We start from the raw sequence: 26,015 nt of genomic DNA, 5'->3' as shown, positions 1-26,015 counted from the left end.
TTCGGTACGAAACGGGTTGGGAGCGGGTGAAGGTGCGGGTGGCACCCGGGTGAGCGTTGCGGGTGATTTCGCGTCGTCGCCACGTCCGCACGGGCGAGCGCGACCAATAATCACCAGAGAGCCCGTGACTCCTCCGGCCGCGGGCGAATCATCGACGAGAGGACGTGCGGCGCTCATGTGCACACGAGTTGTCTGGCCCGATGCCAATGGTGCAGTCATCGTTGGCCGAAACATGGACTTCCATATGGACCTGCTCTCCAACCTCTGGAAGCTCCCCCGTGGCATCGAGCGCTCCGACGGTGTCCATGGCACCCTCACCTGGAAGGCCAAGTACGGAAGCATCATCGCGACGGCTTTCGACCTCATCGCGTGCGACGGCATGAACGAGAAGGGCTTCGCGGGTCACATCCTGTGGCTTGCCGAATCCGACTACGGCAGACCCGCAGCGGATGCGACTCAGCTGAGCCAGGCGGTGTGGCTGCAGTACTATCTCGACAACTTCGCCACGGTCGCCGAGGCCGTCGCGTGGACGAACGAGTCGCAGGTGCAGATCGCTCAGCTCTTCGACCCGACGGGGCACCTCGTTCCCACGCTGCACCTGGCGATCAACGACGCGACCGGCGACTCGGCGATCATCGAGTACACCGATGGTAAGCCGAAGGTGTACCACAGCCGCGAGTACCAGGTGATGACCAACTCCCCGACGTTCGACAAGCAGCTCGACCTCGTGAAGGAGGTCGAAGGCCTCGGCGGTGACAAGCCGCTTCCCGGGTCGACCTTGGCCAGTGATCGCTTCGCGCGCGCCTCCTTCTACGTGGCGCACCAGAAACAGCCGAAGACTCAGATCGAGGCGATCTCGGCGATGTTCAGCATCATCCGCAACGCGGCACAGCCGTTCCGAACGCCGGAGGAGGGCAAACCCGACGCGTCGCAGACCATCTGGCAGGTGGTGCTCGACCTCACCAACATGCGCTACGCCTTCGAATCGACGACCCGACCGAACATCGTCTGGGTCGATTTCGCCGACATGAGCTTCAACGAGGGCACCAAAATCCTCAAGCTCGACCTGGTGGGGCGACTGGCTTTGGAGGGCGGCCTGGTCGGCAACGCCAGCCACCATTTCGCGGATGTCGGAGAGCTCGGCCAGCAGGTGCTGGCCACCGGGACCGAAGCACTCGAGTTCGTGGCGCGCAAGCAGGACGAGTTCGCCGCGATCACGAAGGCCGTTCAGAGCCTGGTCGGCGAGAAGAAGCCCCACGCCGCATAACGCCCGGCACCGCCCGATCGACTCTCGAGGAAACGCCTATGCACGCTGCACCCACGTCCACGAAGACCGCCTTCGACGGCATCCGCATCGCCATCGGCGTGGGGGGATCGCTCGCCCTCGTCGTCGGGGTGGTGATCCTCGTCTGGCCGGGCAAGACCGCGATGGCCGTCACCGCTCTCGTCGCCGCCTACGCGATCGTCGCCGGTGTCATCTACGCGGCCATCGGCGGGCTGAGCAGGACGAAGGGCGGATGGGCGCGCGTCGGCCACGTGCTGCTCGGCCTGATCTTCATCGTCGCCGGGGTGATCGCGTTCACGAGCCTCGGTCAGACCGCGGTCTGGCTGGGAGCCTTCCTCGGCGTGCTCGTCGGCATCCTGTGGATCGTCGAGGGCATCGTCGCTCTGAGCACCCTCTCCGGAACCGGCTCCAGGGTCTGGTCGATCGTCTTCGCGATCTTCTCGATCGTGGCTGGAGCGGTGCTGCTGTTCGCACCGCTGTGGGGCGCCATGGTGCTGTGGATGCTGATGGGTATCTCGCTCATCGTCCTCGGCGTGGTGAACATCGTGCGAGCGATCACGTTCGGTCGCATGCAGCGTTGATCACGGACGGTCGCGCCGGCTGCCCGAACGTGGCCAGCGCGACCGTCCGTGGTCGATGCGGCGAAGGCGATCAGTCGCTCATGGAGGCAGCGAGCAGACGCATGCGCGTCGCGATGCGAATCGCCTCTTCTCGAGTGGAGCACCCCAGCTTGCGGTAGATCGAGCGCAGCTGCGACTTCACGGTGTTCGGCGACACGTGGAAGCTCGATGCCATGTTCGCCGTCGACCGCTGTGCCGGCAGCGCGTTGAGGATACGGAGTTCGCCCGAGGTGAGCGACGGTCGCGCTTGGAGATCCCGGAACACGATGCCCTCCGTCACCACGACCCACTCCTCGGCGGCTTCCGCATCCAGCACTTCCTTGATGCGATCCACGAGCTGTCGCGGCATCACTTCCAGCAGGCGTCGGCGGTCGGCGCGCTGGGAGATCCTCGAGATCTGGCGTGCGGTCTCCGCATCGATCTCGCCCGTTCGCGCGAGCTCGAGCCACCCGGAGAGCAGCACGGCTTCGGCGCGCTGCGCAGGTCCGAGCGTCTGGTCCGATGCCAGCGCGCGAAGCTCGTGTGCCGCCGTGTCCAGCCGCCCGTCGTGGAGCGCGAGATGGGCGGTCGCCAGCAGGGTGAGCACGCCGACCTTGGGGTTTTCCTTGACGACCGTCCAGGCATACGCGGAGTCACCCGTGGCGATGAGCGCCTCGATGGTCGAGGAGGCGACGACGTCGGCGGCGAACGAGCCCCGCTGAGTCGGATGCCCGTCCGAAGCCAGTCGGATCGCCTCGAGCGCATCCTCCGGCCGATGCCGCGAGAGATAGGCGCGGCAACGGGCCAGCAGAGCGAACGGCCAGTTGAGTTCGATGCTGTCGACCGGGCACGCTCCCGACAGCAACTCGTCGACGTCACCCGACCGGCGGTCCACGGCAATGAGCGCCCTGGCGATGAGCTCGGACGACATCGTCGCGCTCGCATGGAGGGCGGTCACCTCCGGCATCTCCTCCGCCTCGGCGAGCGCGCGTTCCGCCTCACTCAGAGTGCCGCGGATCGCGTGTGCGAGTGCGGTTCGGGCGAGAGCCATACGTTCGGCGTACTCCTGCCCGGAGAACTTGCCCAGCTGACGAGCCGTCGCGAACTCCAACAGCGCCCGCCCCGAGTCGCCGGCGGCGAGCATCGTGGTCCCGATCTGATGATGGAGGAACCACAGGGGCCCGTCGATGCGTTCCCGGCCCTCGGCTGCCGTCTCGAGAAGGCGATCCTCGAGCCGCCGCGCGTAGACCATGGCGGCCGTGACGTCGCCGTTGACGCGGAACGAGAGCATTTGGGCAAGAGTGAGGAAGTCGAGCTCATCGGCGCTCATCAGGCGCGCATCCTGGGCGTGCGGGACCGGCTGATAGGCCCGAGCCCTGCGGGCGAGCACGGCCGTCATCGGATGGATCACTCGAAGAATGGGATGCCGGTCGAGCAGACTGCTCGGGAGCTCGACGACCGCTGCCGTCAACGCGTCGGGATGCGTCGTGTAGAGCGGCCATACGTTGGAGACGACGGTGCGGGCGATGGTTTCTGGATGTCCGGCACGCACTGCCTTCGCGAGCTCATCGCGGGCGCGGTCCGTGTCGGTGAGGTTCATGCGGGCCCCACCCAGGCTCTTTCCGGAGAGGTTCGAGGTGTTCGCACCACGACGGGACGGAGGAGCTCCCGACGTAGGACAGTCGTGCACTTGTCGTTAAAAGCGGTCGCTCGAAGCATCGTTACCCCCTGCTCTGCCGACGCTCTGGGGAAGCGCCGGTCCTGTAAGACGAGAAACCAACCCCCTCGGTTCCTCGCTGACTCCTTCCTAATATATTGGCGGGCTCGGGGCGCAGATCACCGTCGGACATCACCCGGGTGTTCACCCCGGTGACACCCGGGCGACCACCCGGGCTGTCCGGCATCCGGGCCGCTGAGGACCCGACCCGCACCGCTCATTCCGTGCGAGCCTCCGCCCGTGACAGGGCGAACACCCCGCTCATCGCGACCGCTCCCGCCGCCGCCAACGCCAGGTACGCCCACATCGGCGCGCCGCTCGCCTCGCCCAGGATCGCGATGCCCAGCACGACGGCGACCGCGGGATCCACGACGGTGAGCCCCGCGACGACGACCTCCGGGCGGTTGAAAGCGTGGGCCTTCTGCACGAAGTAGATCGAGAGTCCCCCGGCGACTCCGATGCCCAGAATGCAGGCGATGGTCAGAAGGTTGGCGACATCCCACTTCAGACCGCCCGACTGAAAGGCAGACTGCACGCGGAGGATGACTGTCTTGCCGAGGGTCGCCACGAAGGCCGAGTAGATGCCGCCGAGAAGCACCCAGACGACCGGAGGCGTGCGCCGGCGCCGCCCCACGATCCCGACCACCGCCGTGGTGACCAGCAGCACGGTCAGCACGACCAGCACCGCGATGAGCTGCACATCGGTGATCGCGTGCTGCGTGCTCACCATCGCCGCGACGGTCACGAACCCGGCCACCCCGAGCACGCAGATGGCGATGGCTCGCACCACCTGACGGGAGGGCGCTCTCTTGGCGAACACTGCCGTCAACAGGGCGGTGAACACCAGTGCGACGACGCCCACCGGTTGCACGACCATCAAGGGCGCGAATGTGAGACTGCCCATCTGCAGGAGCACGGTGACTCCGAGGAGGAGAGTGCCGAGCAGCCAGAAGTGGTTGCGAAGGAGGTTCATGGCCTTCGAACCGTCGACTCCGCGCTCCGCTGCGGCCTCCATGGCACGCACACCTCGCGCCTGCAGCAGATTGCCGACCGCGAGCGCAGCGGCAGATCCGACCGCCAGAGCGATGCCGATCAGAGGTGCCGAGTCGAGTTCCATGGTCATCTCTCGCTTTCGAGGTGGAGCTTCACACTGATCTCGAAGGCATCGAGCTCATCGAGGACATATCGGAGGGCGGTCGTGCTGTGATGTCCGGACCGGCCGAGTTCATGCAGGCGCTCCCGCATGACGGCGATCAGGGCGAGTTGGAACTCGAGCGCCTCCGGGGCATCCGCACCGCCACGGGGATCGAGTGGCGCGACGAATCCCGCCCTCGGGAGCGAAGAGAGCGCGTCGGAGAACGGCGTGCGCCCACGACGCTGCAGCGTGTCACCGTCGATCGCCGCTTGGGCGGCGTCACGCAGCTGCTCGTCGATGCTGCGGATCTCGTCGCGCGGCGGGCCGCTCGCCCCAGCCGCCCGGAGTCCGAGGAGCCGCGCCAAGACAGGAAGGGTCATCCCCTGCAGCAGCAGACTCCCCGCGGCGACGAGGAACGCGATGAAGACCAGCAGGTCGCGCGACGGTACTTCTGCGGGCAGCGTCTGCGCCGCCGCGAGGGTGACCGCACCACGCATGCCGGCCCACACGATCATCGCATTGTGCTTCCAGGTCAGCGGCGACGCGTCGAAGTACTCGATGTCGGCGCGCATCCGTCCCGCAGTGCGCCTTCCGGACTCGGCTCCGTCCACGGAGAGGCGGTGGCGCACCGATCTCGCCACCCTGGCGGTGTGCACCTGCATCATGGGGAAGACGTAGGCGGCACGGACGGCGATCAGGATCACGAGTGCCACCGCGGCGATGGCGATGCCTGCGAGCAGCCCTTCTTCTGCCTCGAGATTGCTCTCGACGATCCCCCACAACTCGAGCCCCATGAGAAGGAAGACGGCGCCCTCGAGGAGGAACGCGATCGTGCGCCAGGTGAGCTTGTCGGAGATGCGCTGTTCGGGTGTGAGCCATCGCACGGCCCCTTGCCCGCAGACCACGCCCGCCACGACCGCCGCGACGAGGCCGGAACCTCCGAGTGCTTCCGTCGGCAGATAGGCGATGTACGGGATCGTCAAGCCGAGGGCGGTGTTCGCCGTCGCGCTCGTGGTCCATGCCCGCAGGCGCAGCGCCAGCCACCCGGCGCCCGCACCGACGGCGACAGCGGAGAGCACCGCCCAGGCGAACGATCCGAGAGTCGTGAGGAAAGAGAATCCGGACGCCGCCGCGACGATCGCCGTGCGCAGCAGCACCAGTGCGGTCGCGTCGTTGAGCAGGGATTCCCCCTCGAGCACGGTCACCACGCGTCGCGGCACTCCGAGTCGGCGCACGATGGACGTCGCGACGGCATCCGTCGGGCTCAGGATCGCACCGAGCGCCACCGCCAGCGGGAAGCCGAGACCGGGTATGGCCCAGAAGAAGAACAGCCCGAGCACCACGGCGCTCACGATCACGAGGAGCACCGATAGGCCGCCGATCGCGGCGAGATCACGCCGGAATTCGATCGCCGGGGCGGAGACAGCCGCCGAGAACAGCAGTGGAGGCAACACGCCGACCAGGATCAACTCCGGGGGCACGGACACGGCGGCCACCCCGGGGATCAGGCTGACCCCCACGCCGACGGCGACGAGGATCAGCGGCCCCGCGATGCCCGTCCGCTGCGACAGCGAGCTCGCGAACACGATCACGAACACGGCGACGATGACGAAGACGAGGACCTCTACCGGCATCCGGACTCCTCACGATCGGAACCCACGACTCACCCCGCGAGGTCGGCGACGCCGGCGCCGATGAGCTTGAAACCGAGGATGACGAAGAGCACCGCCATGATGACGGCGTGATTGGTGACGAGCCAGTTGCGCATGCCGGAGAGGCGCACCTCGACCTTGCTCGGCGAGACGACGCTGATGATCCACGGAATCGCCACCGCCGAGATGCCGAAGATGCCGAAGATCAGCACGACGGCCACCACCTGTTCGACCGGCAGGACGGCCTGCGAAATGCGGCCCCCCGCGGCGGCGAGCAGAGGCAGATCCTTGGGCGACAGCGGTCCCGATATCAGGACGCCGACGAAGAACGCCTTCCACGCGGTCAGCCCGTCGAGACTGGCCATCCATTTGGGAGTCTCGTGCGAAGAACGGCCGCGCCACTGCAGCAGCGCGAGCACGAGCAGACCCGCACCGAGGACGATCTCGATGATGTCGATCGTGATGTGCGGCCCGGAGTCCGGGTCCTCCGCCCCCGCCGCTCGGCCGATCAGCACGAGGACGCCGACGAAGAGGATGCCCCACGCATAACACCCCAGGATGAACGCCGTGCCGTTCGTGCGCCCCTTGCCCGATGTCGCCATCAGGATGACGGCGACGATGGACAACGGGCTGATCGCGACGGCGACGCCGAGTGTCAGCAGATCTGCGAGGACGGCGATCATGCGCGCACCACCGGGTGCGCATTACGCAGGAACAGGATGATCCAGCTGAAGATGAGCAGAGCCGAGACGAGCTCGACGGCCGTCAGGTTGTAGATGCCGGCGGAGAAGAGCAGCGCGAGGATCACGATCACCCCCACGTAGACGAAGCCCAGCGCGACGAAGACTCTCGGCATGGTCGGGATGAGCCAGGGGAGCCCGACCACGAGCACCGCGAACGCGACGCACATGCCGGTGGCGACCGTGTTGTGCAGGAGGAAGAACCGGTCGACGGGAAAGAGCCCGACACAGGCGAGCAACGCACCGAGCAGAACGAAGAGCCCCCGAACGGTGCCTCGCCGCCGTCGATCCGCGTCCTTCTCCGAAGGCAGAGACGCGGTCCCGAACCGCGCGATCGTCGTGACGATGACGCCCGACACGATCAGTGTGACGTTGAACGTCAGCGCCGAGATGTCGTGGGTGATGCCGAGCGCCGACAGGTTCATCTGCCACCACTGCGGGTCCGTCGCACTCAACATCGCCGTCACCATGCCGACCACGAGGAACACCGCGAGGACGAGGGACAGATGGCGGGGCGTGAGATTCGCCCCGCTCACGAAGGCGAGATATGCGCTGAGCGCCGCGGATGCCGCCGCGAGGACGACCGCGGGCGACGCGAACACCGTCGCCCCGACGAAGCTGTGATCGAGGATGGTCGCCACGCCGATCCACCCGAGAAGAGCGATGGCAGCGTAGGCGGCCGACAATGCGACGAGGTCGAACCACCAGTACCGGGTGCCGTCGGCGGCGCGCATGTCGGTCGGTGTGTCGCGATGCGGACGCAGACGGGATGTCGCGAATCCGGCAGCGGCGGCCACGGCGCCGGCGATCGCCGCGAACTCGCCGAGAGAGTGTCGGCCATCGATCGGAAGCTCGCGGCCCCAGAACACGAAGATCGCGACGATGGCGCTTCCGGCGAAGGCGAACGCGCCGAAGGTGAGGGCGAACGACTCGTCGTCGAGCGCACGCCGGACCCGGCTGCGGGTGCCGACCGCCCCCGCACTCGCTCTCGTGTCGATCGATGTCGTCCTGTCCATCGCCGTCTCCCGTTCCCTCGCCACCGGCGTCCGCGTGCGCGTCATCGGAGAACGGGCTCGTCGTCGGGGCCGGAGCCCGCCCTGCCCCGGTGATGGCGTCCCCGATCCCAGAACGGAAGAACGATGAGAGAGGCCAGCAGGAAGCAGAGCGCCCCGACGAAGGTGCCGTAGTTCGCGAGACCGTTGTTGAACGCATCTCCGCTGGGCAGGATGAACGCGCCCACTGCCGAGGCACCGAACGCGATGCATCCGACCATGTTGATGAAGACCGACCACCAGGCACGGCGCCCCAGGTCCCAGAGTCTTCGGGCATGGGCGTAGGCCACGAATGCGAGGATGCCGCTGAGGAGGAAGGCGACGGACCCTCCGGCGTCGGGATTCCAGACGAGCTTCTCCTGTGCAGCGATGCTCCGCGCGTGCAGTGCACCGGTCGTGCTCACGTTGAACAGGATCGTCCCGAACGACTGCGTGGCAGCGGCGAGCCACTCCGCCCGCACCATCCGTCCCGGCGCGTAGGCCACCCTCACGGCCACGGCACCACTGAGGAACAGTTGGATCAGTCCGGCGCCGGTGAAGAACCAGGCGCCGATGAAGAAGAGCAGGTTGGACCCGCTCGAGCCCAATGCCTCGCTCAGGCCGGGCGCGGAGCCGACGGCGAAGAACGCGGAGCCGATCATGAACCCCCAGCACTGCTTCGTGACATTGGGCACGAAGAGCCTGCGGGGTGGATCGATGCTGGTCGCTGCAACGGTCATCGTCGCACTCCTCTCTGTGTGACTCGAAGGCGCGATCGGGGAGGGCGCGCGACGGCGCCCTCCCCGATCGGACGGATCAGTGGTGGAAGTGTGATCCGCTGCTCGCGGTATCGGGAAGCGGGGTGGTCAGCGCCTCGAGGAACGCCACCTCGCCCCGGATGTCCGCGAGCAGAGCCGATGCGAGGTCACGGCTGAGCCCGACCTTCACGACGATGCGCTGCAGGACGACATCCGACATGTCATCGGCCATCGGGTAGGCGGGGACGAGCCACCCCTTCATCCGCAGACGATCGGCGAGGTCGTACAGAGTCCACTTGTCGGTGTGTCCGTCCTTCAGCACCCACGCGAACACGGGGATCGTGTCTCCCTTGCTGATCAGATCGAACGGGCCGATCTTCGCGATCTCGCTCGAGAGGTAGGTGGCGACGTCGATCGAGTTCTGCTGCACCTCGCGGTAGCCCTCGAATCCGAGACGGAGGAACTGGTAGTACTGCAGCAGCACCTGCGCGCCGGGGCGAGAGAAGTTCAGCGCGAGCGTGGGCATGTCCCCGCCGAGGTAGCTCACGTGGAAGATCATGCTCTCGGGCAGCACGGCGGTGTTGCGCCAGACCACCCACCCGACACCGGGGTAGACGAGGCCGTACTTGTGGCCCGAGGTGGAGATGGAGTTCACCCGGTCCAGCTGGAAGTCCCACACCAGGTCCGGCTGACAGAACGGTGCGACCATCGCGCCGGAAGCCCCGTCGACGTGGATCTTCACGTCGAGGCCGGTCTTCGCCTGGATCTCATCGAGCTTCTTCGAGATCGCGATGGTGTCGTCGTACAGTCCGGTGAACGTCTGTCCGAGGATCGACACCACGCCGATCGTGTTCTCGTCGACGTAGTCCTCGAGGTTGTAGCCGTCGAGGATGATGTGATCCGGGCTCACCGGCACGTAACGCGGCTCGACGTCCCAGTAGTTGCAGAACTTCTCCCACACGACCTGGACAGCCGCCGACATGATCAGGTTCGGCTTGTCCGTCGACTTGCCCTCAGCGGTGCGCTTCTCCTGCCACAGGCGTTTGAGAGCGAGCCCGCCGAGCATGCACGCCTCCGACGAGCCGATCGTCGAGGTGCCGATCGTGTCGCTCTTGTCCGGGACGTTCCACAGGTCGGCGAGGATCCGCCAGCAGCGATCCTCGATCGCCGCGGTCGCCGGGTACTCGTCCTTGTCGATCATGTTCTTGTCGGCCGCTTCGAGGTACAGCTTCTTGGCCTCGTCATCCATCCAGGTGCCGACGAACGTCGCGAGATTGAGTCGCGAGTTGCCGTCGAGGATCGACTCGTCGTGCACGATCTGGTACGCCGTCTCCGGCAGGCTCGGGCCGGTCGGCAATGTGAACTTGTCGAACTCGGTGGCCTCGCCCGGTCGGACGAAGACGGGATTGATGCTGATGGTCGAGTCGATGTTCGTCGACTGCCGGGCCTTGTGCGTGTTGGTGGTCACTTTTCGCTCCTACGAAGAGATCGGACGGGTGAAGTGGGATGAGGTGCCAGGACGTGTGGTGAGGGTGACTCTCCTCCTATACCTCGACCGGTGGGTAGAGGCGGTCCATGTTGTACTGCCTGTTGCGCCGGGCGGCCAACGTCGAGATCGCGAGGAACACCACTGTGAGCAGGGCGATCGTGCCGATCGCAACCCACAGCCGGTAGTCCGCGCCTCCCAGGATCATGAACCTCAGCCCGGTGACGGTGGCCGTCATCGGATCGATCCAATGGATGTACTGGAACGGCAGCGTCGTCACCGCGACCGGGTACACGCCTCCGGCGGAAGTGAGTTGCACCATGAGGAAGGCGAGCGTGAGCACTCGGCCCACGGCCGGCCCGAGGACGGCATTGAACATCTGGATCATGGCCATGAACATCGCGACCATGAGCAGCATGAACCCGAATGTGCCCCAGGGGTTGGCGTACTCCATTCCCAGTCCGAACCGCACGACCAGGTAGAGGATCGCCGCCTGCAGGAAGCCGACCGCCAGCGTGGGCGCATAGGAGGCGAGCACGGTTCGGAAGGACCCGAGCCCTTGCGCCAGCGGACGCGCCTGCAGCGGAGTGAAGAGCATCCACGCGATGATGCCGCCGACGAACAGCGCAAGCCCGAAGAAGAACGGTGCGAATCCGTAGGCGAAGGTCTTCGCCTCGTTGTTCGTGACCTGCTTCATCACGACGGGATCGGCCAGCGTCTTGATGAAGCTCGACTGCTGATCACTGTTCCAGTGGGGGATCAGTTTCATCCCCGATTCGACGCCGCTGGCCAGTTCCGCGGTGCCGGCCACGAGCGCAGGCATGTTCGCGGAGATCTCGTTCGCACCGTCGCTGAGCTGGACCAGGCCGCTCGCGAGCTGGTCCGCGCCCGATCGCAGTTCGTCGGCCTTCCCCGTGACCTGGTTCAGGGTGTTGTTGATGCCGCCGGACTCGACAGCCCGCAGCATCACGTTCACGCGACTGCTCGGGTTGTCGAACTCGCCGGCGAGGGTGTCGACGTCGTTGCGGAGACGGTCGAAGGCGATCGACACCTCCTGCCCGACACCACTCTGCTCGATCGATCGCTGCACATTCTCCAGCCGCTCGGCCAGCTCGTCGTCGCCGGAGGCGCGCACGTCGTCGATCACCGCCTGCAGATCTGCCCGCGCACGCGTGTTCGCTTCCGCGATACCTGCCAGTGCGCCGTCGAGGCTGTCGGTGCTGGTGCGGATGGACGAGGCGAACTGCTGCAGTTCGCCGGTCGTGAGACCGTTGGCGTTGACGGCTCGCTCGACCTGCCCGACGGCACCGTCCACGTTGGCCACGAGTTCATCGAGGGCGGCGGAAAGCGTCCCCGCGCCCGACTTGGCCGTCACCAGACCCGTGGCGAGTTGATCGGCTCCCGCGCTGAGTTCGTCGACCCCGGAGTTGAGCGTCTCGATACCGGCCGCGGCCTGGCGGATCGTGGGCAGCTCCCCCTTGATCCCGGTCGCGACGGCGAGGAAGACCTGCTCCCCCACCTGCGCCGTGACGTCGTTGATGACCTCAGCGGCAGCATCCTGACCGATCACGGTCGACAGGTAGTTGTTCGCGTCGTTGTAGGTGAAGATCAGGTCGGCCTGGCGGGGGTCCCCCGTCGCCGCCGATGCGATCGCCTCGCTGAAGTCCGCAGGGATCGTGATCGTGAACGCATATCGTCCGTGTTCGAGGCCTGCGGTGCCCTCGGCCTCATCCACGACGTGGGTCTCGAGCTGCCCGGAATCGACGATCCCCTTCACGACCTGAGTACCCGCATCGAGCGGCTCGCCCATCGCGTCGGCCCCCTCGTCGAGGTTGACGATGGCGACGGGCAGATGGTTCACGTTGCCGAACGGGTTCCAGAACGCCCAGAGGTACAGTGCGCCGTACAGCAGTGGCATCAGGATGATGACGGCGACGGCGAGACGCGGCATGCGCCCGCGGTAGTAGCGCTTGAAATCGCTACCGGGTGAGAATGCGGCGATCATCGGCCGGTGACCTCTCGTTCCAGGACCGCGAATTCGTGGTCGGTGAGGTTGTGGACCTCGATCACATCGGTGATGCCGTCCTGCTTCTCGACGCCGTTGACGTCGGCCATGATGACGGTCTGCTCGGCACCGAGAGCGATGAGGCGCTCACGGAGACGCCGGGAGCCCTCGACGCTGGCCAGGGTGTCGACGCCACCGACGACCAGCAGCGGGGGCTTTCGGATGTTGGCCACGGCGATGCGGAAGAGGGCTGCCGTGAACTCCGGCAGCTCCTCGACCATCGCGTCCATCGTCGGCAGCGAATAGTCACCGAATACCGGGCGGCAGATGCGTTCGAGATCCTCGTCGGTCGACTGCGGCACCCACTGGTACCACTTGGCGGCCCACCGCACCTGTTCGGTCACGATGTCGTGCACGCGGATCGTCTGCGGGATGCCGTCGACCTCGTCGACGTTGGCGATCGCCGCCTGACCGAAGAGATGATGCGGCTTGTCGATGCGTCCGAAGGCTTCGAGTCGTCCGGTGGTCGGCTTCATCCGCCCGCTCAACGTCAGCAGGAGCGCCTGGCGGCCGCGGCCTCCTGCGCCGACGAGCACCGTGACGCCGCCGGCTCGGACCGTGAGATCGACCGGTCCGTAGATGTGCCCCCAAGAGGCGTCGACACCGATGCCGGTCGCGGTGATCAGCACCTCGCCGAACGTCTCGCTGTGGCCACTGCGTGTGCCGAGACCCTCATCGGTCTCACCCTGATCCGTCGGAGCTGCCATCGCTCTTCCCCTTCGATTCGCCCTGAGATTGCCGATAGGAGCCGACATGGCTTCAGGCCTCGTTCTTGATGACCTGGCCGCCCTTGACGATGAGCGCGAAGTTCGCGTCAGGGTCGGCGATGAGCGAGAGGTCTTCGATCGGATCTCCGTTGACGAGGATCAGGTCCGCCCAGGATCCTTCCGCGATGACGCCGAGCTTCGCGCCTCGGTAACTGTTGCGCTCCCCCGCGAGCTCGAACAGCGACGCGTTGCCGGAGGTGAGCATCGTGAGGGCGTCCACATTGCTGTAGAAGTCACCGAGGCGCGCAGCCATGACACTCTGGCGGGCCGCGGACTGCGGCTCGAGCAGCAGATCGGTCCCCCATGCGGTCTTCACTCCATACTGCTTCGCCCAGCCGTACACCTCATCGGTGCCATGGCAGATCTCGGTGTTCTTGGCGGCACGCACCGGGTCGGGGTAGTGGTGGTCGTCCTCGGCGAAGGGCTGCATCGAGAGCCAGGCGCCCTTCTCGGCGATCAGCGCGATCGTCGCCTCGTCGGCGAGGTGTCCGTGTTCGATCGATGTGACGCCGGCATCCAAAGCGCGGGCGATTCCGGCGGGCGTGTAGACGTGGGTGGCCACGTAGGTGCCGTAGTCGGTCGCCGCCTGCACGGCGGCTCGGATCTCATCCGGTGTGTACTGCAGAGTGTTCAGCGGGTCGTACATCGACGCAGCCCCACCGCCGAGGGTGAGCTTGATCTGACTCGCCCCCATCTTGAGCTGCTCCCGGACAGCCGCCAACACGCGCGGCACTCCGTCGGCGACGCGGGTGAAGTGGATGTCCTCGGTCCGGCTCGGTGCACCGCCGAACTCCTCCGGAACGTCGTAGACGAACGAGAAGTCAGCGTGTCCCGATGTCTGCGAGATCATCGCTTGGCTGGGGAAGATGCGCGGCCCCTCGAATACACCGCGATCGATGAGCGACTTCACCGGAGCGGTGTCACCACCCATATCCCGCACCGTCGTGAACCCGCGCAGCAGCATCCGCTTCGCCTCGGCGATCGTGTTCCCGTACAGCGCGCCGGTCGGACCCTGCAGGAACTCCATCATGCTGTTGGCGTTGCCCATGAGGTGCACGTGGGCATCGCTCAGGCCCGGCATCAGGAAGCGCCCTTTCGCGTCGATCTCGATCACGCCGTCGGAGGCGTCGCCGGCGACGGGAGCCGAGGATACGGCCACGACGAAGGGACCTTCGATCAGGACATCGACGTTGTCCTGTGTCTTCGCGTTCACGCCGTCGAAGACGCGAGCGTCGCGAATGATCATTCTCTGAGGTGCATGCGTCCCTGGGGCCATGGCCGCGAGACTATGCCGCGGGCTGCGCGGTGGATGCGTCCCGGCGAGAGATTTCCCCCGACCCGTCATTCGGGTGATGACCCTGTCCGCCCCCTGCCCTTCACCCGGCTCTCATCCTCTCGTGGAGCGGCACGAAAGGTGAGTAGTCTCCTCCCTGGAGCGGCCCGCGAGCGCGCGGGAGCAGGAGGAGGAGACGTATGCCCGAGAAGGAAAGCACGACAGGCAGCGGTACGGAACAGAAGGCGAAAGCGAACGGCGCGAAGGCGATCATCGCCATCATCATCGCCATCGCCGCGCTCTCCTTCGTGTTCTCGAATGTGGCTCCCGCGACGCTGAGATTCCTGTTCCTGGAGTTCACGATGCCCGCCTGGGGCTGGTTTCTCGCGGTTCTGGCTGCCGGCGTGGTCATCGGTTCCCTGTTCCCCTGGTTCCGACCGCGGAAGCGTGGATGACCTTCATTCCTGCTCCGGCATAGAAGCGCAATCCTGCTGATCCCCGACGAACCCGAGAGAGAGACACCGACATGTGCACAAGAGTGGTCTGGCCCGACGCCGACGGAGCGGTGATCGTCGGACGGAACATGGACTACCACCGCGATCTGGGCACCAATCTGTGGAAGCTGCCGAGAGGGTCGCGCCGCGACGACGGAGTCGACGGCGCTCTGGCCTGGCAGTCCCGGTACGGCAGCATCGTCGCCACGGCCTTCGACATGATCACGGTCGACGGGGTGAACGAGGCGGGGCTCGCCGGGCACGTTCTCTGGCTCGCCGAATCCTCATACGGAGAGCTCGATCCGTCACGACCAGCGCTGAGTCAGGCCGTCTGGTTGCAGTACTTCCTCGACAATTTCGCCACGGTGGCGGAAGCCGTGGGGTGGATCACCTCGAACCGCGTGCAGGTGGTCCAGCTCACGGACCCCGTCACGGGTGAGGTCCCCACGATTCATCTGGCCCTGGACGACGCATCCGGCGATTCCGCGATCATCGAGTACATCGACGGCGACGTCGAGGTCCACCACGGGGCGGAGTTTCGGGTGATGACGAACTCGCCGAAGTATGACGAGCAGCTCGCGCTGCTTTCACAGATCGACGGGTTCGGCGGCGAGAACCCCCTGCCTGGGACGACGCTCGCCCCCGACCGTTTCGCCCGTGCCGCCCACTACGTCCGTCGTCTGCCGCAGCCGAGGACCCAACTCGAGGCCATCGCGTCGATGTTCAGCGTGATCCGCAATGCCGCCCAGCCCTTCCGTCTGCCGGACGAAGGCAGACCGGATGCATCGCAGACCATCTGGCAGGTCGTCGCGGATCTCACCCGCCTCCGCTATGTGTTCGAATCGACGACGCGCCCGAACATCGTGTGGGTCGACCTCGCGGATGTCGACTTCGCCGAGGGCAGCCCCCCGCTGGTCCTCGATCTGGGCAGCGGTCTCGCGATCGAAGGAGGCCTGGCGGGCAACGTCTCGACGAAGTTCGAGGAGCGCGGTGAACTGCATTTCCTGTCCCTCACCGATCTCCGTCGTCTCGCCGCCGGACACGGTGCGGTGGCTTCGTCCCGTCCGAGCTGAGTCTCCGATGCCACAGAACGCGCGCAGCGCCTCGGCGCGCGCTGAGACGATGAACCTGACGGACAGCACGCGGGCGATCGAGGCGCTGCGGAGCGCCGTGCTCTCGAAGAGCAGCGAAGCGGTGGCTCACGCGGCCATGATGAACATCTGGCCGTTGTACAGCGTGCACGCCGATGAGCTCGTGTCCGCCGTCGAGTCACTTCCGACGCCTCTCCTGGAGCGGTACCCGGTGCTGCGCATCGTGCACCGCATGACGCCCGTGCTGGCGCGGACGAACCGCCCGTTCAAACCCCTCATCTATCCCGACGACGCGCGGAACATGAGCGCGGACGAACTCGACATCTTCACGCTTGTGCAGATGGTGGCCTTCCGGTTGAGCGGAGACGTGGCGGCCGCGATGATCTACGCTCGTCGCCTGCAAGACCGCATCCTGCAAGTCCGCGTCGAATCCCGCGAGCGCCCGGACGGACCGCTCTGGTTCTATCACCAGCAGATCGGATCGACCCTGCTCGCGGCCGGAGAATCCGCGGCCGCGCTGCTGGAATTCGCCACCGCCCGGGACCTCGGGAGATTGTCGCAGCAGACCGATGCGGAACGGATGGCGCTCGGGCGCACCGCACTCACCCACGCCGTTCGCGGCTCGATCGACGATGCCGAGAGCTCGCTGAGAGAGCTCGCCACGTTGCCTGAACCCACACGCGCCCATCTGACGGCGACGGCTATGACGGAACGATGCGCACGCGCTCTGCTCGCCGTCGACAGCATGGACCCGGACACCGACGAACTCCTCAGCCAGCTCGAAACCTATGACAGCATCGAGCTGACCTGGCCGTTCGCGCTGCTCGCGCGGTCACGGCGACTGCTCGTGCTGCAGCATCCCGACGATGCGATCGAGGCCGTTGCTCTCGCACGCGACGCGCATCCGGATCAGCACGGCTCGTTCGCGACCGACGTCATCAACTCCGTGTCGATCGACGCACTCTGGTCTACCGGAGACACGACCGCCGCCAGACGGATCGCCGAGGAGACCGCTCGATCGGGACCGCTCACGCGCATGGCGATCATCCGCCACGCACTTCTCGAGTCGCGCCTGGATGTCGCCGCTTCGGGACTGCGTCAGATGTCCACCGCCCGATCGTTGGGGCCGGGTGCACGCGCGGAGTCGATCCTCCTGTCTGCGTGGTTGGAGTGCGCACTCACCGATGCGGTCGCCTCGGAGACGGCTGCGCAGGTCGCGCGAATCGCTTCGAGGCCGGGGCGGCGGCGACTCGTCTCGCAGATTCCCCTCCAGCTGATAACCCGGGTGCAGGAACGCCTCTCCCCGGAGGAAGCAACCTCCTTCGCGGCCGCGACCGGGGGGCTGGCCGCCGCCGACCGCCCACGTCCGCCCACCCTCACCGCGAGTGAACTCCGTGTTCTCCAAGCTCTTCCGCTGCATGCCACGACCGCCGCTCTCGCCGCGTCGTTGCTCGTCTCACCGAACACGATCAAGTCGCAGCTGAGATCGCTTTACCGCAAGCTCGGGTGTTCGACGCGCGACGACGCCGTCAGCATCGCATCCCGACTGCATCTACTCGCCTCCGAAGTCTCGCCCCGATCATGACACCGCTCGACCGCGAGACGAATCAGAGTCCAGGGATCATCGGGCGGGCACGGGGCGCTCTCCAGGCCCTGCGCCCGCGTTCTGTGGTCGGGAATGATGCCGAGCCCGGTGCCGACGTGATCGCGATGCTCGGTATGCTCGGCGCCTCGCTACTGGCTTCGTCGCAGGCGACGAATGATGTGGAGGAGACACTCAACCGTCTCGCGCAGCAATACGACCGCGCAGATCTCCGCGTGTTCGTCCTCCCGACGATCGTGATGGTCGAGGATCCGCGCAACTCGTCATCCGCCACTTCCCTCTTCGCCGTGGGTAGTGTTCCGCTGCGCCTCGACCAGGTCGACGCCGTCGAGCGACTCGTGCGTGAGGCCTCGAGGAGTACGACGCCACCGCAAGACGTCGTCGCTCGACTCGGCGAGATCCGATCGGAATCCGCACGGTTCGGACCGGTGCTCACCGTCTTCGGATACACCCTGCTCACGGTCGGGTTCGGCCTGGTGCTCAATCCCACCGTGACCGCTCTTCCGGTCTATGTGCTGCTCGGCGTGGTCGTGGGGTCGATCGTTCTGATCGGCAATCGCGTCGCCACGCTGTCCCTCATCCTGCCGGTGCTCACCGCCTTCTCCGTGACACTCCTCATATCGCTGCTCGTTCGTCCCTTCGTGCACGACGATGTGCTCCGGCTCGTGGCGCCGTCGCTGGTCTCTTTCCTCCCCGGGCTCACGCTCACGATCGCCGCCGTCGAGCTCACCTCCGGGCAGATGATGGCGGGGGCGAGCCGCTTGGTCTCCGGCATCGCCCGGCTCGGCCTTCTCACCTTCGGGGTGTACGCGGGTATCTCCATCGCCGGGGAGCCTCCGGCTCCCACCGCCGCACCGATGCAGCTCGGCGCATGGGCGCCCTGGGCGGGGATCGTCCTGGTCGCACTCGGCTACTACCTGTACTCCGCAGCGCCGCGACGATCACTCGTGTGGATCCTCTATGCGCTCGTCGTGGCCTATTCGGGACAGCTGCTGGGCGACATGCTGGTCGGAGCCGAATTGTCGGGGCTCATCGGCGCCCTGATCGTCATCCCCGCCGTGATGCTCGCCGGCCGCCTCTCCGCATCCCCCTCGACCGCGGTCATGCTCACCTGTGCGTACTGGCTCCTGGTACCCGGCGCGATGGGGTTCATCGGTCTCAGCGAGGCGGCATCGGGCGCCTCCGGCGCCACCGACACCATCATGCGGACCTTCGGCTCCCTCACTGCCATCGCGATCGGGATGCTGCTGGGAGCAGGGCTGAGCCGTGACGTCGCGGCGATGTCTCGAGGGTGGAGGCAAGCGCGCGGACGGGGTGGCGCAAACGGACCGACGAAGCCGAGCGACGGAGAGCGAATGCACCATGACTGACCATCCTGCCGTCGACGAGAATCCGCGCCGGCTTCGCGAGACCCTGACATCGCTCAATCGTCCCTTCTCGTCGGGGTACATCTTGACGTTGGGCGGACTTCTCGCTTTCGGCACGGGTGTGGCGTTCACGCACCTCTCCACGGTGCTGATCTATGTGGCATTCGCCCTTTTCGCCGCCCTCGGACTCGACCCCGTGGTGCGCAAGCTCGAGACCCGCGGGGTACGGCGCGCGTGGGGAATCCTGATCGTGTACGCGACTTTCGCTGCGGCGGTGGTGGGCGCTCTGCTCTTGATCGTTCCGACCGCGGTGCGCCAAGTCGCTCAGGTGATCGCCGACGGACCGAAGCTGATCAAGAGTTTCGAAGCATCACGCTTCTACGGCTGGCTCCACGATGCCCTGGGGAGCGAAGCGACCACCCTCGTGCACGACGTCACGACTTTTCTCACGCAGCCCTCCCACATCGCGGCGATAGGCCAGGGGGTGCTGCAGGTCGGAGTGTCGATCGTCTCGACGGTCTCCGGCGTGGTCATCGTGCTCGTGCTGAGCTTGTATTTTCTGGCCTCCCTGCCGGCGATCAAGGCGGGATTCAACCGTCTCTTCCCCGCGTACAACCGGTCCGGGGTCGACTCGATGACAAGTCAGATCACGGATTCCGTGGGCAGCTACCTCATGGGAATGGTCGTGTTGGCGTTCTTCAACAGTGTTGTCGCGCTCGTCCTGCACCTCGTCCTGAGCCTTCCCTTCGCGCTGCTGATGGCGGTCGTCGCATTCGTCATAACCCTCATCCCGCTGGTGGGATCCGTGCTCTACTGGGCTGTCGCGACCGCGCTCGCACTCTTCTCCGGATGGCTTCCAGCGCTGATCTTCGCCGTGGCGTACCTCATCTACATGCAGCTCGAGGCCTACGTCCTGACGCCGAAGGTGATGAATCGGGCGATCGCCGTACCCGGGGCACTCGTGGTCATCGGGGCGCTCGTGGGCGGCACCCTGCTCGGCCTCCTGGGCGCTCTGATCGCGATTCCGGTGACCGCCTCGATCCTCCTCATCGTGAAGCAGGTCCTCATACCGAGACAGGATTCGCGGACAGTATCCCCGTAGCCACGCCCATGATGAACGGCGCAGCTGGCGACCTCAAACGAGAAAGCCCCCGCACGGTGGTCGATAGGACCGCCGGGCGGGGGCTTCGTGGGTGTCAGCGAATCCTAGACTGACCAGCGTTTCTGTAGATCGTCAGCGTTGTTGGCACAGTGTCATCGATATGGCACGACTGCTCTTGCGAGGTTCACATCACACCGAGATTCTTGCGAACTGCGCCGAGATAAGTCGGGCCGATCTACGTCACGACGCACTCGCCCGCGGCGTCGAAGCGATTCCTCGCCTCGGTCTCCGCTCGATGCTACTGAAGCTCGACCCGCGCGAACGTTGCGCGGGAGCCCTTGGACACGAGCCCGTGATGCCGCTCGTCAAGCATCCGCGGATTCCGGCACTTCAGCGCTCTGATCGCTCGTGGAGCTGCCGACGATTCCGGCGCGCAGTCGACAGAGAAAGGCAGGTGCTCGACCAGCTGATCGCCCTGCACGAGCACATCACCGTCACCCAGGACACGATCTGGGACATCAGCTCGTCGCGATGCAGATCGCTCCCGCCATCGACGGAGATGCGTCGGCCATCGTTGGGCAGACGCCTCGATCAAGGCCCTGCTCGCGTACCACGCGGCGAACCAGAAGTAGGCAGCGCAGAACTCGCAGATACCGATGCGGGCGACGTGTCGGAGGTGTAGGTTGCGGAGATGGAGCCGATCCGCGTGGGCCTCGTGGCCGACCCGGCTTCGCCCACCGCCGTCGCGCGCCGGATGACCGACCTCACGCCACCGCTCGCGGCTGACGCCGACGGCTGGATCGTCGAACTCGTCAGCGAACCGTTCACCCTCGGCTCCGAAGACGTCGACGTCGCCCTGGAACGGCTCCGTGCGCACGCCGACCAGAACCGGTGGGATATCGTCATCGGCGTCACCGAGCTTCCGCTTCGCGATGATGACGGGCGCTATCTGCTGGCGGCGATCGATCCTCGACGCCTGTGCGCGGTGCTGTCGCTGCCCGCTCTGGGCGGCTTCCGGGTGCAGGCCCGCGCCCGACATGCGGTGCAAGGGCTCGTCAACGGGATGGCCGAACCCGCCTCACCTGAGGCGAAGCGTCTGCCTCTCCCCCGGGTCAGCGCCCGTGGGCGCGTGCTTCTGGGCATGGTGCTGGCCAACCGCCCGTGGCTGCTCGCCGCCGGGCTCAAGTCCGCCCTGGTCGCGGCCCTGGCGACCGGCGCGGTGGCGACGATCGAACCGACGGTGTGGTCGCTCGCCATCTCGCTGTCGGGCTGGCGCCTGGCGGCGGCGACCTTGGCCTCCATCGCGATCATCATCGCCTGGATCGTGATCGACGGCAGACTCTGGGACCGCCCCGACGATGACTCACCTCAAGCGCGGGAGAGATCCCGTCTCTACAACACCTCGACGCTGCTGACTCTGACTATCGGCATCATCATCTGTTATCTGGCGCTGTACCTCGTGAACCTGGCCTGGGCGCTGTTCGTGCTCGACACGACGGTGATGAGCGAAGCCCTCGGCCGAACAGTCAGCGTCGGCGATCTGTTCGTGCTCACCTGGTTCGTCGCATCGGCGGCGACTCTCGGCGGGGCCTTGGGCACAGGCCTGGAATCCGACGACGCGATCCGCGCCGCCACGTACTCGAAGCGCGAGGAGGAGCGGCGCGCCCGCCTGGCCGACGGGCGCGCCTGAGCTCATCTCGGACGGGTCAGAAGTCCCAGTCGTCGTCTTCCGTGGCCTCGGCCTTGCCGATGACGTACGACGAGCCCGACCCCGAGAAGAAGTCGTGGTTCTCGTCGGCATTCGGCGAGAGCGCAGACAGGATCGCCGGGTTCACATTGGTGACGCTGGAGGGGAACATCGCCTCGTAGCCCAGGTTCATGAGGGCCTTGTTGGCGTTGTAGTGCAGGAACTTCTTGACGTCTTCGGTCAGGCCGACGCCGTCGTAGAGGTCCTGCGTGTACTGCACCTCGTTGTCGTAGAGCTCGTACATGAGCGAGAACGTGTAGTCCTTGAGCTCATCGCGACGCTCCTGGGTCTCGTTCTCGAGGCCCTTCTGGAACTTGTATCCGATGTAGTAGCCGTGCACGGCCTCGTCACGGATGATGAGGCGGATCAGGTCGGCCGTGTTCGTCAGCTTCGCCTTCGACGACCAGTAGATCGGCAGGTAGAAGCCCGAGTAGAAGAGGAACGACTCCAGCAGGGTGGAGGCCACCTTGCGCTTGAGCGGGTCATCTCCCTGGTAGTAGTCCATGATGATCTGAGCCTTCTTCTGAAGGTTCGGATTCTCGGTGGACCAGCGGAACGCCTCATCGATCTCCTTCGTCGACGCGAGCGTCGAGAAGATCGAGGAGTAGCTCTTCGCGTGCACCGACTCCATGAACGCGATGTTCGTGTACACGGCCTCTTCGTGAGGCGTGATCGCGTCGGGGATCAGCGACACCGCACCCACGGTGCCCTGGATCGTGTCGAGCAGGGTGAGACCGGTGAACACCCGCATGGTGAGCAGCTGCTCGTCGGGGGTGAGCGTGTTCCACGACTGCACGTCGTTCGACAGCGGCACCTTCTCCGGCAGCCAGAAGTTGTTCACCAGACGGTTCCAGACCTCGAGGTCCTTGTCGTCCTGGATGCGGTTCCAGTTGATCGCCTGCACGCTGGAGACCAGCTTGAGTCTTTCAGGAGTCATTTTCTTCGTCGTTTCTCGGGTTCAGCTGTCAGCAGCGGGTCAACGGGTCAGAGCATGCACGAGACGCACTCGGCCATGTCGGTGCCCTCGAGCGCCAGCTGACGCAGGCGGATGTAGTAGATCGTCTTGATGCCCTTGCGCCATGCGTAGATCTGCGCCTTGTTGATGTCACGCGTGGTGGCGGTGTCCTTGAAGAACAACGTCAGCGAGAGGCCCTGGTCGACGTGCTGCGTGGCAGCGGCGTACGTGTCGATGACCTTCTCGTAGCCGATCTCGTATGCGTCCTGGTAGTACTCCAGGTTGTCGTTCGTCATGAACGCCGCCGGGTAGTACACGCGACCGAGCTTGCCTTCCTTGCGGATCTCGATCTTCGACGCGATCGGGTGGATCGACGACGTGGAGTTGTTGATGTACGAGATCGACCCGGTCGGCGGGACGGCCTGCAGGTTCTGGTTGTAGATGCCGTGCTTCTGGATCGACGCCTTCAGCTCGGCCCAGTCATCCTGCGTCGGGATGTGCTTGCCGGCGAAGAGCTCCTTGACCTTCTCGGTCGCGGGGACCCACGCCTGGTCGATGTACTTGTCGAAGAACGCACCCGACGCGTAGGTCGAGTCCTCGAACCCGTCGAACGTCGTGCCGCGCTCGATGGCGAGGTTGTTCGACGCACGCAGCGCGTGGAACAGCACCGTGTAGAAGTAGATGTTCGTGAAGTCGATGCCCTCTTCGGAGCCGTAGTACACGTGCTCGCGGGCAAGGTATCCGTGCAGGTTCATCTGGCCGAGGCCGATCGCGTGAGAGCGGTCGTTGCCGTCCTCGATCGAGCGCACCGAGCCGATGTGGCTCTGGTCGCTGACCGCGGTGAGAGCGCGGATCGCCGTCTCGACGGTCTGACCCAGGTCGTCGGCATCCATCGACAGCGCGATGTTCATCGAGCCGAGGTTGCAGGAGATGTCCTTGCCGATGTTGTCGTACGACAGGTCGTCGTTGTACGTCGTCGGCGTGTTCACCTGCAGGATCTCGCTGCAGAGGTTGGACATGTTGATCCGACCCTTGATCGGGTTGGCCTTGTTCACCGTGTCTTCGAACATGACGTACGGGTAGCCGGACTCGAACTGGATCTCGGCGACGGTCTGGAAGAACTCGCGCGCGTTGATCTTGGTCTTCTTGATGCGCGGGTCGTCGACCATCTCGCGGTACTTCTCGGTGACCGAGATGTCGCCGAACGGCACGCCGTAGACCTTCTCGACGTCGTACGGCGAGAACAGGTACATGTCCTCGTCGTTCTTGGCGAGCTCGAACGTGATGTCGGGAACCACGACACCCAGCGAGAGAGTCTTGATGCGGATCTTCTCGTCGGCGTTCTCACGCTTGGTGTCGAGGAAGCGCATGATGTCGGGGTGGTGCGCGTTGAGGTACACCGCCCCCGCACCCTGACGGGCGCCGAGCTGGTTGGCGTAGCTGAAGCTGTCTTCGAGGAGCTTCATCACGGGGATGATGCCCGAGGACTGGTTCTCGATCTGCTTGATCGGCGCACCCGACTCGCGGATGTTCGAGAGCAGCAGTGCCACGCCGCCGCCGCGCTTGGAGAGCTGCAGTGCCGAGTTGATGCCGCGGGCGATCGACTCCATGTTGTCTTCGATGCGCAGCAGGAAGCAGCTGACGAGCTCGCCGCGCTGTGCCTTGCCGGCGTTGAGGAAGGTCGGGGTGGCCGGCTGGAAGCGACCGGAGATGATCTCCTCGACGAGGGCGACGGCGAGCTTCTCGTCACCGTCGGCGAGGCCGAGCGCGGTCATGACGACACGGTCCTCGAAGCGCTCGAGGTAGCGCTTGCCGTCGAAGGTCTTGAGCGTGTAGCTCGTGTAGTACTTGAACGCGCCGAGGAACGTCTCGAAGCGGAACTTCTTGCCGTAGGCGAGATCGTTGAGCTTCTGGATGAACTCCATCGAGTACTTCTCGATGACGGCACCCTCGTAGTACTCCTTCTCCACGAGGTAGTCCAGACGCTCCTTGAGCGAGTGGAAGAACACCGTGTTCTGGTTCACGTGCTGCAGGAAGTACTCCCGCGCCGCGCGCTTGTCGGCGTCGAACTGGATCTTCCCGTCCGCGTCGTACAGGTTGAGCATCGCGTTGAGGGCGTGATAGTCGAGACCCTCGTATGCAGGGTTCGCCTTGAATGCCACTGTCTCGGTCACTGAAGCTGCCACCGTCGTTCCAATCCGTCGCTCACGCGATCCACATCGTCTTGTGTGCCGAAGATCTCGAGCCGATACAAGTGCGGCACGTGGCACTTGCGGCTGATGATGTCACCGGCGAGGCAGAATGCATCGCCGAAGTTGGTGTTGCCCGCGGAGATCACTCCGCGGATGTGGCGCCGGTTGCGCTCGTCGTTGAGAAACCGGATCACCTGTTTGGGGACGGCGCCCTTCTCGACGCCGCGCCCCGCGCCCCCGCCATAGGTGGGGGTGACCAGCACGAACGGCTCGTCGATGACGAGATCTTCTTCGTGCCGGTGGAGGGGGATGCGTCGGGACGGGAGTCCGAGTTTCTCGATGAAGCGCGCAGTGTTACCCGACACGCTCGAGAAGTAGATCAGGAGCGGCGCTGCGGTCGCGACGGCGCTCATGGGGCGTCACGCCAGACGGGAGGCGAGCTCGTCGATCTTGTCGGGACGGAAGCCCGACCAGTGACCCTCGTCGGTGACGACGACGGGTGCCTGCAGGTAGCCGAGCGCCTTGACCTGCTCGAGCGCCGTCGGGTCCTCGGAAAGGTCGAGGATCTCGTACTCGATGCCCTTGGCATCGAGGGCGCGGTAGGTGGCGTTGCACTGAACGCAGGAAGGCTTTGTGTAGACCGTGATCGACATCTTTTCGTAACCCCTCAAATCTCTGGCCTGCTTCTCATCAGGCTGTTTCCCGGTAGACCCCCTGCCGGGACTTCAATACTACATATGGGGACCGACATTGGGGGCGACCACAAGGGGTAGTAGTTACATCCGTGTAGTTATCCACCGTTCTCTACAGATACAACACAGGTTCTCCACCGTTTCTTCCACAGGCTGAGGCCCCTTCGCGAGGCTCGCGAACCGCGAGAAATCGCGGCTGGGAAGCCCCTGTGAACGATCCATCCACAGGGGGCACGCTACGCCGCCCCTCAGACATTTCGTTTC

General features: G+C 65.6%; 22 protein-coding genes. 8 read left to right on the top strand and 14 right to left on the bottom strand.

The genetic code is table 11. The features are described from left to right. Window positions 1–175 precede the first annotated feature (175 nt). On the top strand, window positions 176–1,267 hold the full coding sequence (locus tag OC372_RS14635; protein WP_105710981.1) for a linear amide C-N hydrolase: 1,092 nt from the start codon (window positions 176–178) through the stop codon (window positions 1,265–1,267). A 38-nt stretch (window positions 1,268–1,305) separates the two neighbouring features. Beyond that, the gene (locus OC372_RS14630) at window positions 1,306–1,866 is read left to right on the top strand and encodes an HdeD family acid-resistance protein (protein ID WP_029262686.1); all 561 of its coding nucleotides are present in this window, start codon (window positions 1,306–1,308) and stop codon (window positions 1,864–1,866) included. Between the two features lie 70 nt (window positions 1,867–1,936). On the opposite strand, the gene OC372_RS14625 is transcribed toward OC372_RS14630, so the two are convergent. The 10 genes from OC372_RS14625 to OC372_RS14580 all read right to left on the bottom strand — a co-directional run bounded on the left by OC372_RS14625 (window position 1,937) and on the right by OC372_RS14580 (window position 14,481). Then, window positions 1,937–3,484 carry a helix-turn-helix transcriptional regulator gene (locus OC372_RS14625; RefSeq protein ID WP_105710982.1) on the bottom strand — a complete coding sequence of 516 codons (1,548 nt, stop codon included), beginning with the start codon at window positions 3,482–3,484 and terminating at the stop codon, window positions 1,937–1,939. Between the two features lie 334 nt (window positions 3,485–3,818). After that, the gene (locus tag OC372_RS14620) at window positions 3,819–4,724 is read right to left on the bottom strand and encodes a multidrug DMT transporter permease (RefSeq protein ID WP_262002499.1); all 906 of its coding nucleotides are present in this window, start codon (window positions 4,722–4,724) and stop codon (window positions 3,819–3,821) included. Further along, window positions 4,721–6,370: a cation:proton antiporter gene (locus tag OC372_RS14615; RefSeq protein ID WP_262002498.1), complete on the bottom strand. Its 1,650-nt coding sequence runs from the start codon at window positions 6,368–6,370 to the stop codon at window positions 4,721–4,723. Before OC372_RS14615 ends, OC372_RS14620 begins: the two co-directional genes overlap by 4 nt. 29 nt (window positions 6,371–6,399) lie before the next feature. After that, window positions 6,400–7,071, bottom strand: coding sequence for a GAP family protein (locus OC372_RS14610; RefSeq protein WP_029262690.1), 672 nt, complete (start codon window positions 7,069–7,071; stop codon window positions 6,400–6,402). Further along, the gene (locus tag OC372_RS14605) at window positions 7,068–8,144 is read right to left on the bottom strand and encodes a DUF998 domain-containing protein (RefSeq protein WP_262002497.1); all 1,077 of its coding nucleotides are present in this window, start codon (window positions 8,142–8,144) and stop codon (window positions 7,068–7,070) included. The genes OC372_RS14610 and OC372_RS14605 overlap by 4 nt, the downstream gene beginning before the upstream one ends. Before the next feature lie 41 nt (window positions 8,145–8,185). After that, complete coding sequence (locus OC372_RS14600) at window positions 8,186–8,899, bottom strand: hypothetical protein (RefSeq protein WP_051662581.1); 714 nt, start codon at window positions 8,897–8,899, stop codon at window positions 8,186–8,188. 76 nt (window positions 8,900–8,975) lie between these two features. Beyond that, window positions 8,976–10,385 carry a glutamate decarboxylase gene (locus OC372_RS14595; protein ID WP_029262693.1) on the bottom strand — a complete coding sequence of 470 codons (1,410 nt, stop codon included), beginning with the start codon at window positions 10,383–10,385 and terminating at the stop codon, window positions 8,976–8,978. Window positions 10,386–10,461: 76 nt separating this feature from the next. After that, entirely contained in the window at window positions 10,462–12,408 is a 1,947-nt protein-coding gene (locus OC372_RS14590) for a YhgE/Pip domain-containing protein (protein ID WP_029262694.1), read from the bottom strand. Beyond that, window positions 12,405–13,175: a hypothetical protein gene (locus OC372_RS14585; protein ID WP_219860785.1), complete on the bottom strand. Its 771-nt coding sequence runs from the start codon at window positions 13,173–13,175 to the stop codon at window positions 12,405–12,407. The genes OC372_RS14590 and OC372_RS14585 overlap by 4 nt, the downstream gene beginning before the upstream one ends. A 52-nt stretch (window positions 13,176–13,227) precedes the next feature. Next, a complete protein-coding gene (locus tag OC372_RS14580) occupies window positions 13,228–14,481 on the bottom strand; it encodes a metal-dependent hydrolase family protein (protein ID WP_262002496.1) in 1,254 nt (417 codons plus the stop codon). 227 nt (window positions 14,482–14,708) lie between these two features. Here OC372_RS14580 and OC372_RS14575 point away from each other — a divergent pair, with 227 nt between their 5' ends. From OC372_RS14575 to OC372_RS14550, 6 genes are all read left to right on the top strand, one after another. Then, window positions 14,709–14,963 carry a LapA family protein gene (locus tag OC372_RS14575; RefSeq protein ID WP_029262697.1) on the top strand — a complete coding sequence of 85 codons (255 nt, stop codon included), beginning with the start codon at window positions 14,709–14,711 and terminating at the stop codon, window positions 14,961–14,963. A gap of 71 nt (window positions 14,964–15,034) precedes the next feature. Continuing rightward, entirely contained in the window at window positions 15,035–16,075 is a 1,041-nt protein-coding gene (locus OC372_RS14570; RefSeq protein WP_262002495.1) for a linear amide C-N hydrolase, read from the top strand. A 7-nt stretch (window positions 16,076–16,082) separates the two neighbouring features. Continuing rightward, a complete protein-coding gene (locus tag OC372_RS14565) occupies window positions 16,083–17,678 on the top strand; it encodes a helix-turn-helix transcriptional regulator (protein ID WP_262002494.1) in 1,596 nt (531 codons plus the stop codon). After that, window positions 17,675–19,066: a threonine/serine exporter ThrE family protein gene (locus OC372_RS14560; protein ID WP_105710990.1), complete on the top strand. Its 1,392-nt coding sequence runs from the start codon at window positions 17,675–17,677 to the stop codon at window positions 19,064–19,066. The genes OC372_RS14565 and OC372_RS14560 overlap by 4 nt, the downstream gene beginning before the upstream one ends. Continuing rightward, complete coding sequence (locus OC372_RS14555) at window positions 19,059–20,165, top strand: AI-2E family transporter (RefSeq protein ID WP_262002493.1); 1,107 nt, start codon at window positions 19,059–19,061, stop codon at window positions 20,163–20,165. Before OC372_RS14560 ends, OC372_RS14555 begins: the two co-directional genes overlap by 8 nt. Before the next feature lie 691 nt (window positions 20,166–20,856). Further along, window positions 20,857–21,855, top strand: a complete 999-nt coding sequence (locus tag OC372_RS14550; protein ID WP_262002492.1) for a hypothetical protein — start codon at window positions 20,857–20,859, stop codon at window positions 21,853–21,855. A 16-nt stretch (window positions 21,856–21,871) separates the two neighbouring features. Here the strand turns inward: OC372_RS14550 and nrdF are convergent, their stop codons facing one another. From nrdF to nrdH, 4 genes are read right to left on the bottom strand one after another with little or no spacing between them, the layout of a single operon-like run. Then, on the bottom strand, window positions 21,872–22,849 hold the full coding sequence (nrdF, locus tag OC372_RS14545) for a class 1b ribonucleoside-diphosphate reductase subunit beta (protein WP_017828866.1): 978 nt from the start codon (window positions 22,847–22,849) through the stop codon (window positions 21,872–21,874). Between the two features lie 47 nt (window positions 22,850–22,896). Next, window positions 22,897–25,041 carry a class 1b ribonucleoside-diphosphate reductase subunit alpha gene (nrdE, locus tag OC372_RS14540; RefSeq protein ID WP_036303651.1) on the bottom strand — a complete coding sequence of 715 codons (2,145 nt, stop codon included), beginning with the start codon at window positions 25,039–25,041 and terminating at the stop codon, window positions 22,897–22,899. Further along, window positions 25,038–25,472 (bottom strand): class Ib ribonucleoside-diphosphate reductase assembly flavoprotein NrdI, encoded by a 435-nt coding sequence (gene nrdI, locus OC372_RS14535; RefSeq protein WP_029262703.1) that lies wholly within the window; start codon window positions 25,470–25,472, stop codon window positions 25,038–25,040. The genes nrdE and nrdI overlap by 4 nt, the downstream gene beginning before the upstream one ends. A 6-nt stretch (window positions 25,473–25,478) precedes the next feature. Further along, entirely contained in the window at window positions 25,479–25,712 is a 234-nt protein-coding gene (gene nrdH, locus OC372_RS14530; RefSeq protein ID WP_028503264.1) for a glutaredoxin-like protein NrdH, read from the bottom strand. Between the last annotated feature and the right edge of the window lie 303 nt (window positions 25,713–26,015).

Origin of the sequence: Microbacterium sp. Mcb102, assembly GCF_024519805.1 — a bacterium.
GTDB lineage: Bacteria > Actinomycetota > Actinomycetes > Actinomycetales > Microbacteriaceae > Microbacterium.
The sequence above is the reverse complement of the archived record's forward strand: the minus strand, read 5'-3'. Positions and strand labels throughout refer to the sequence as shown.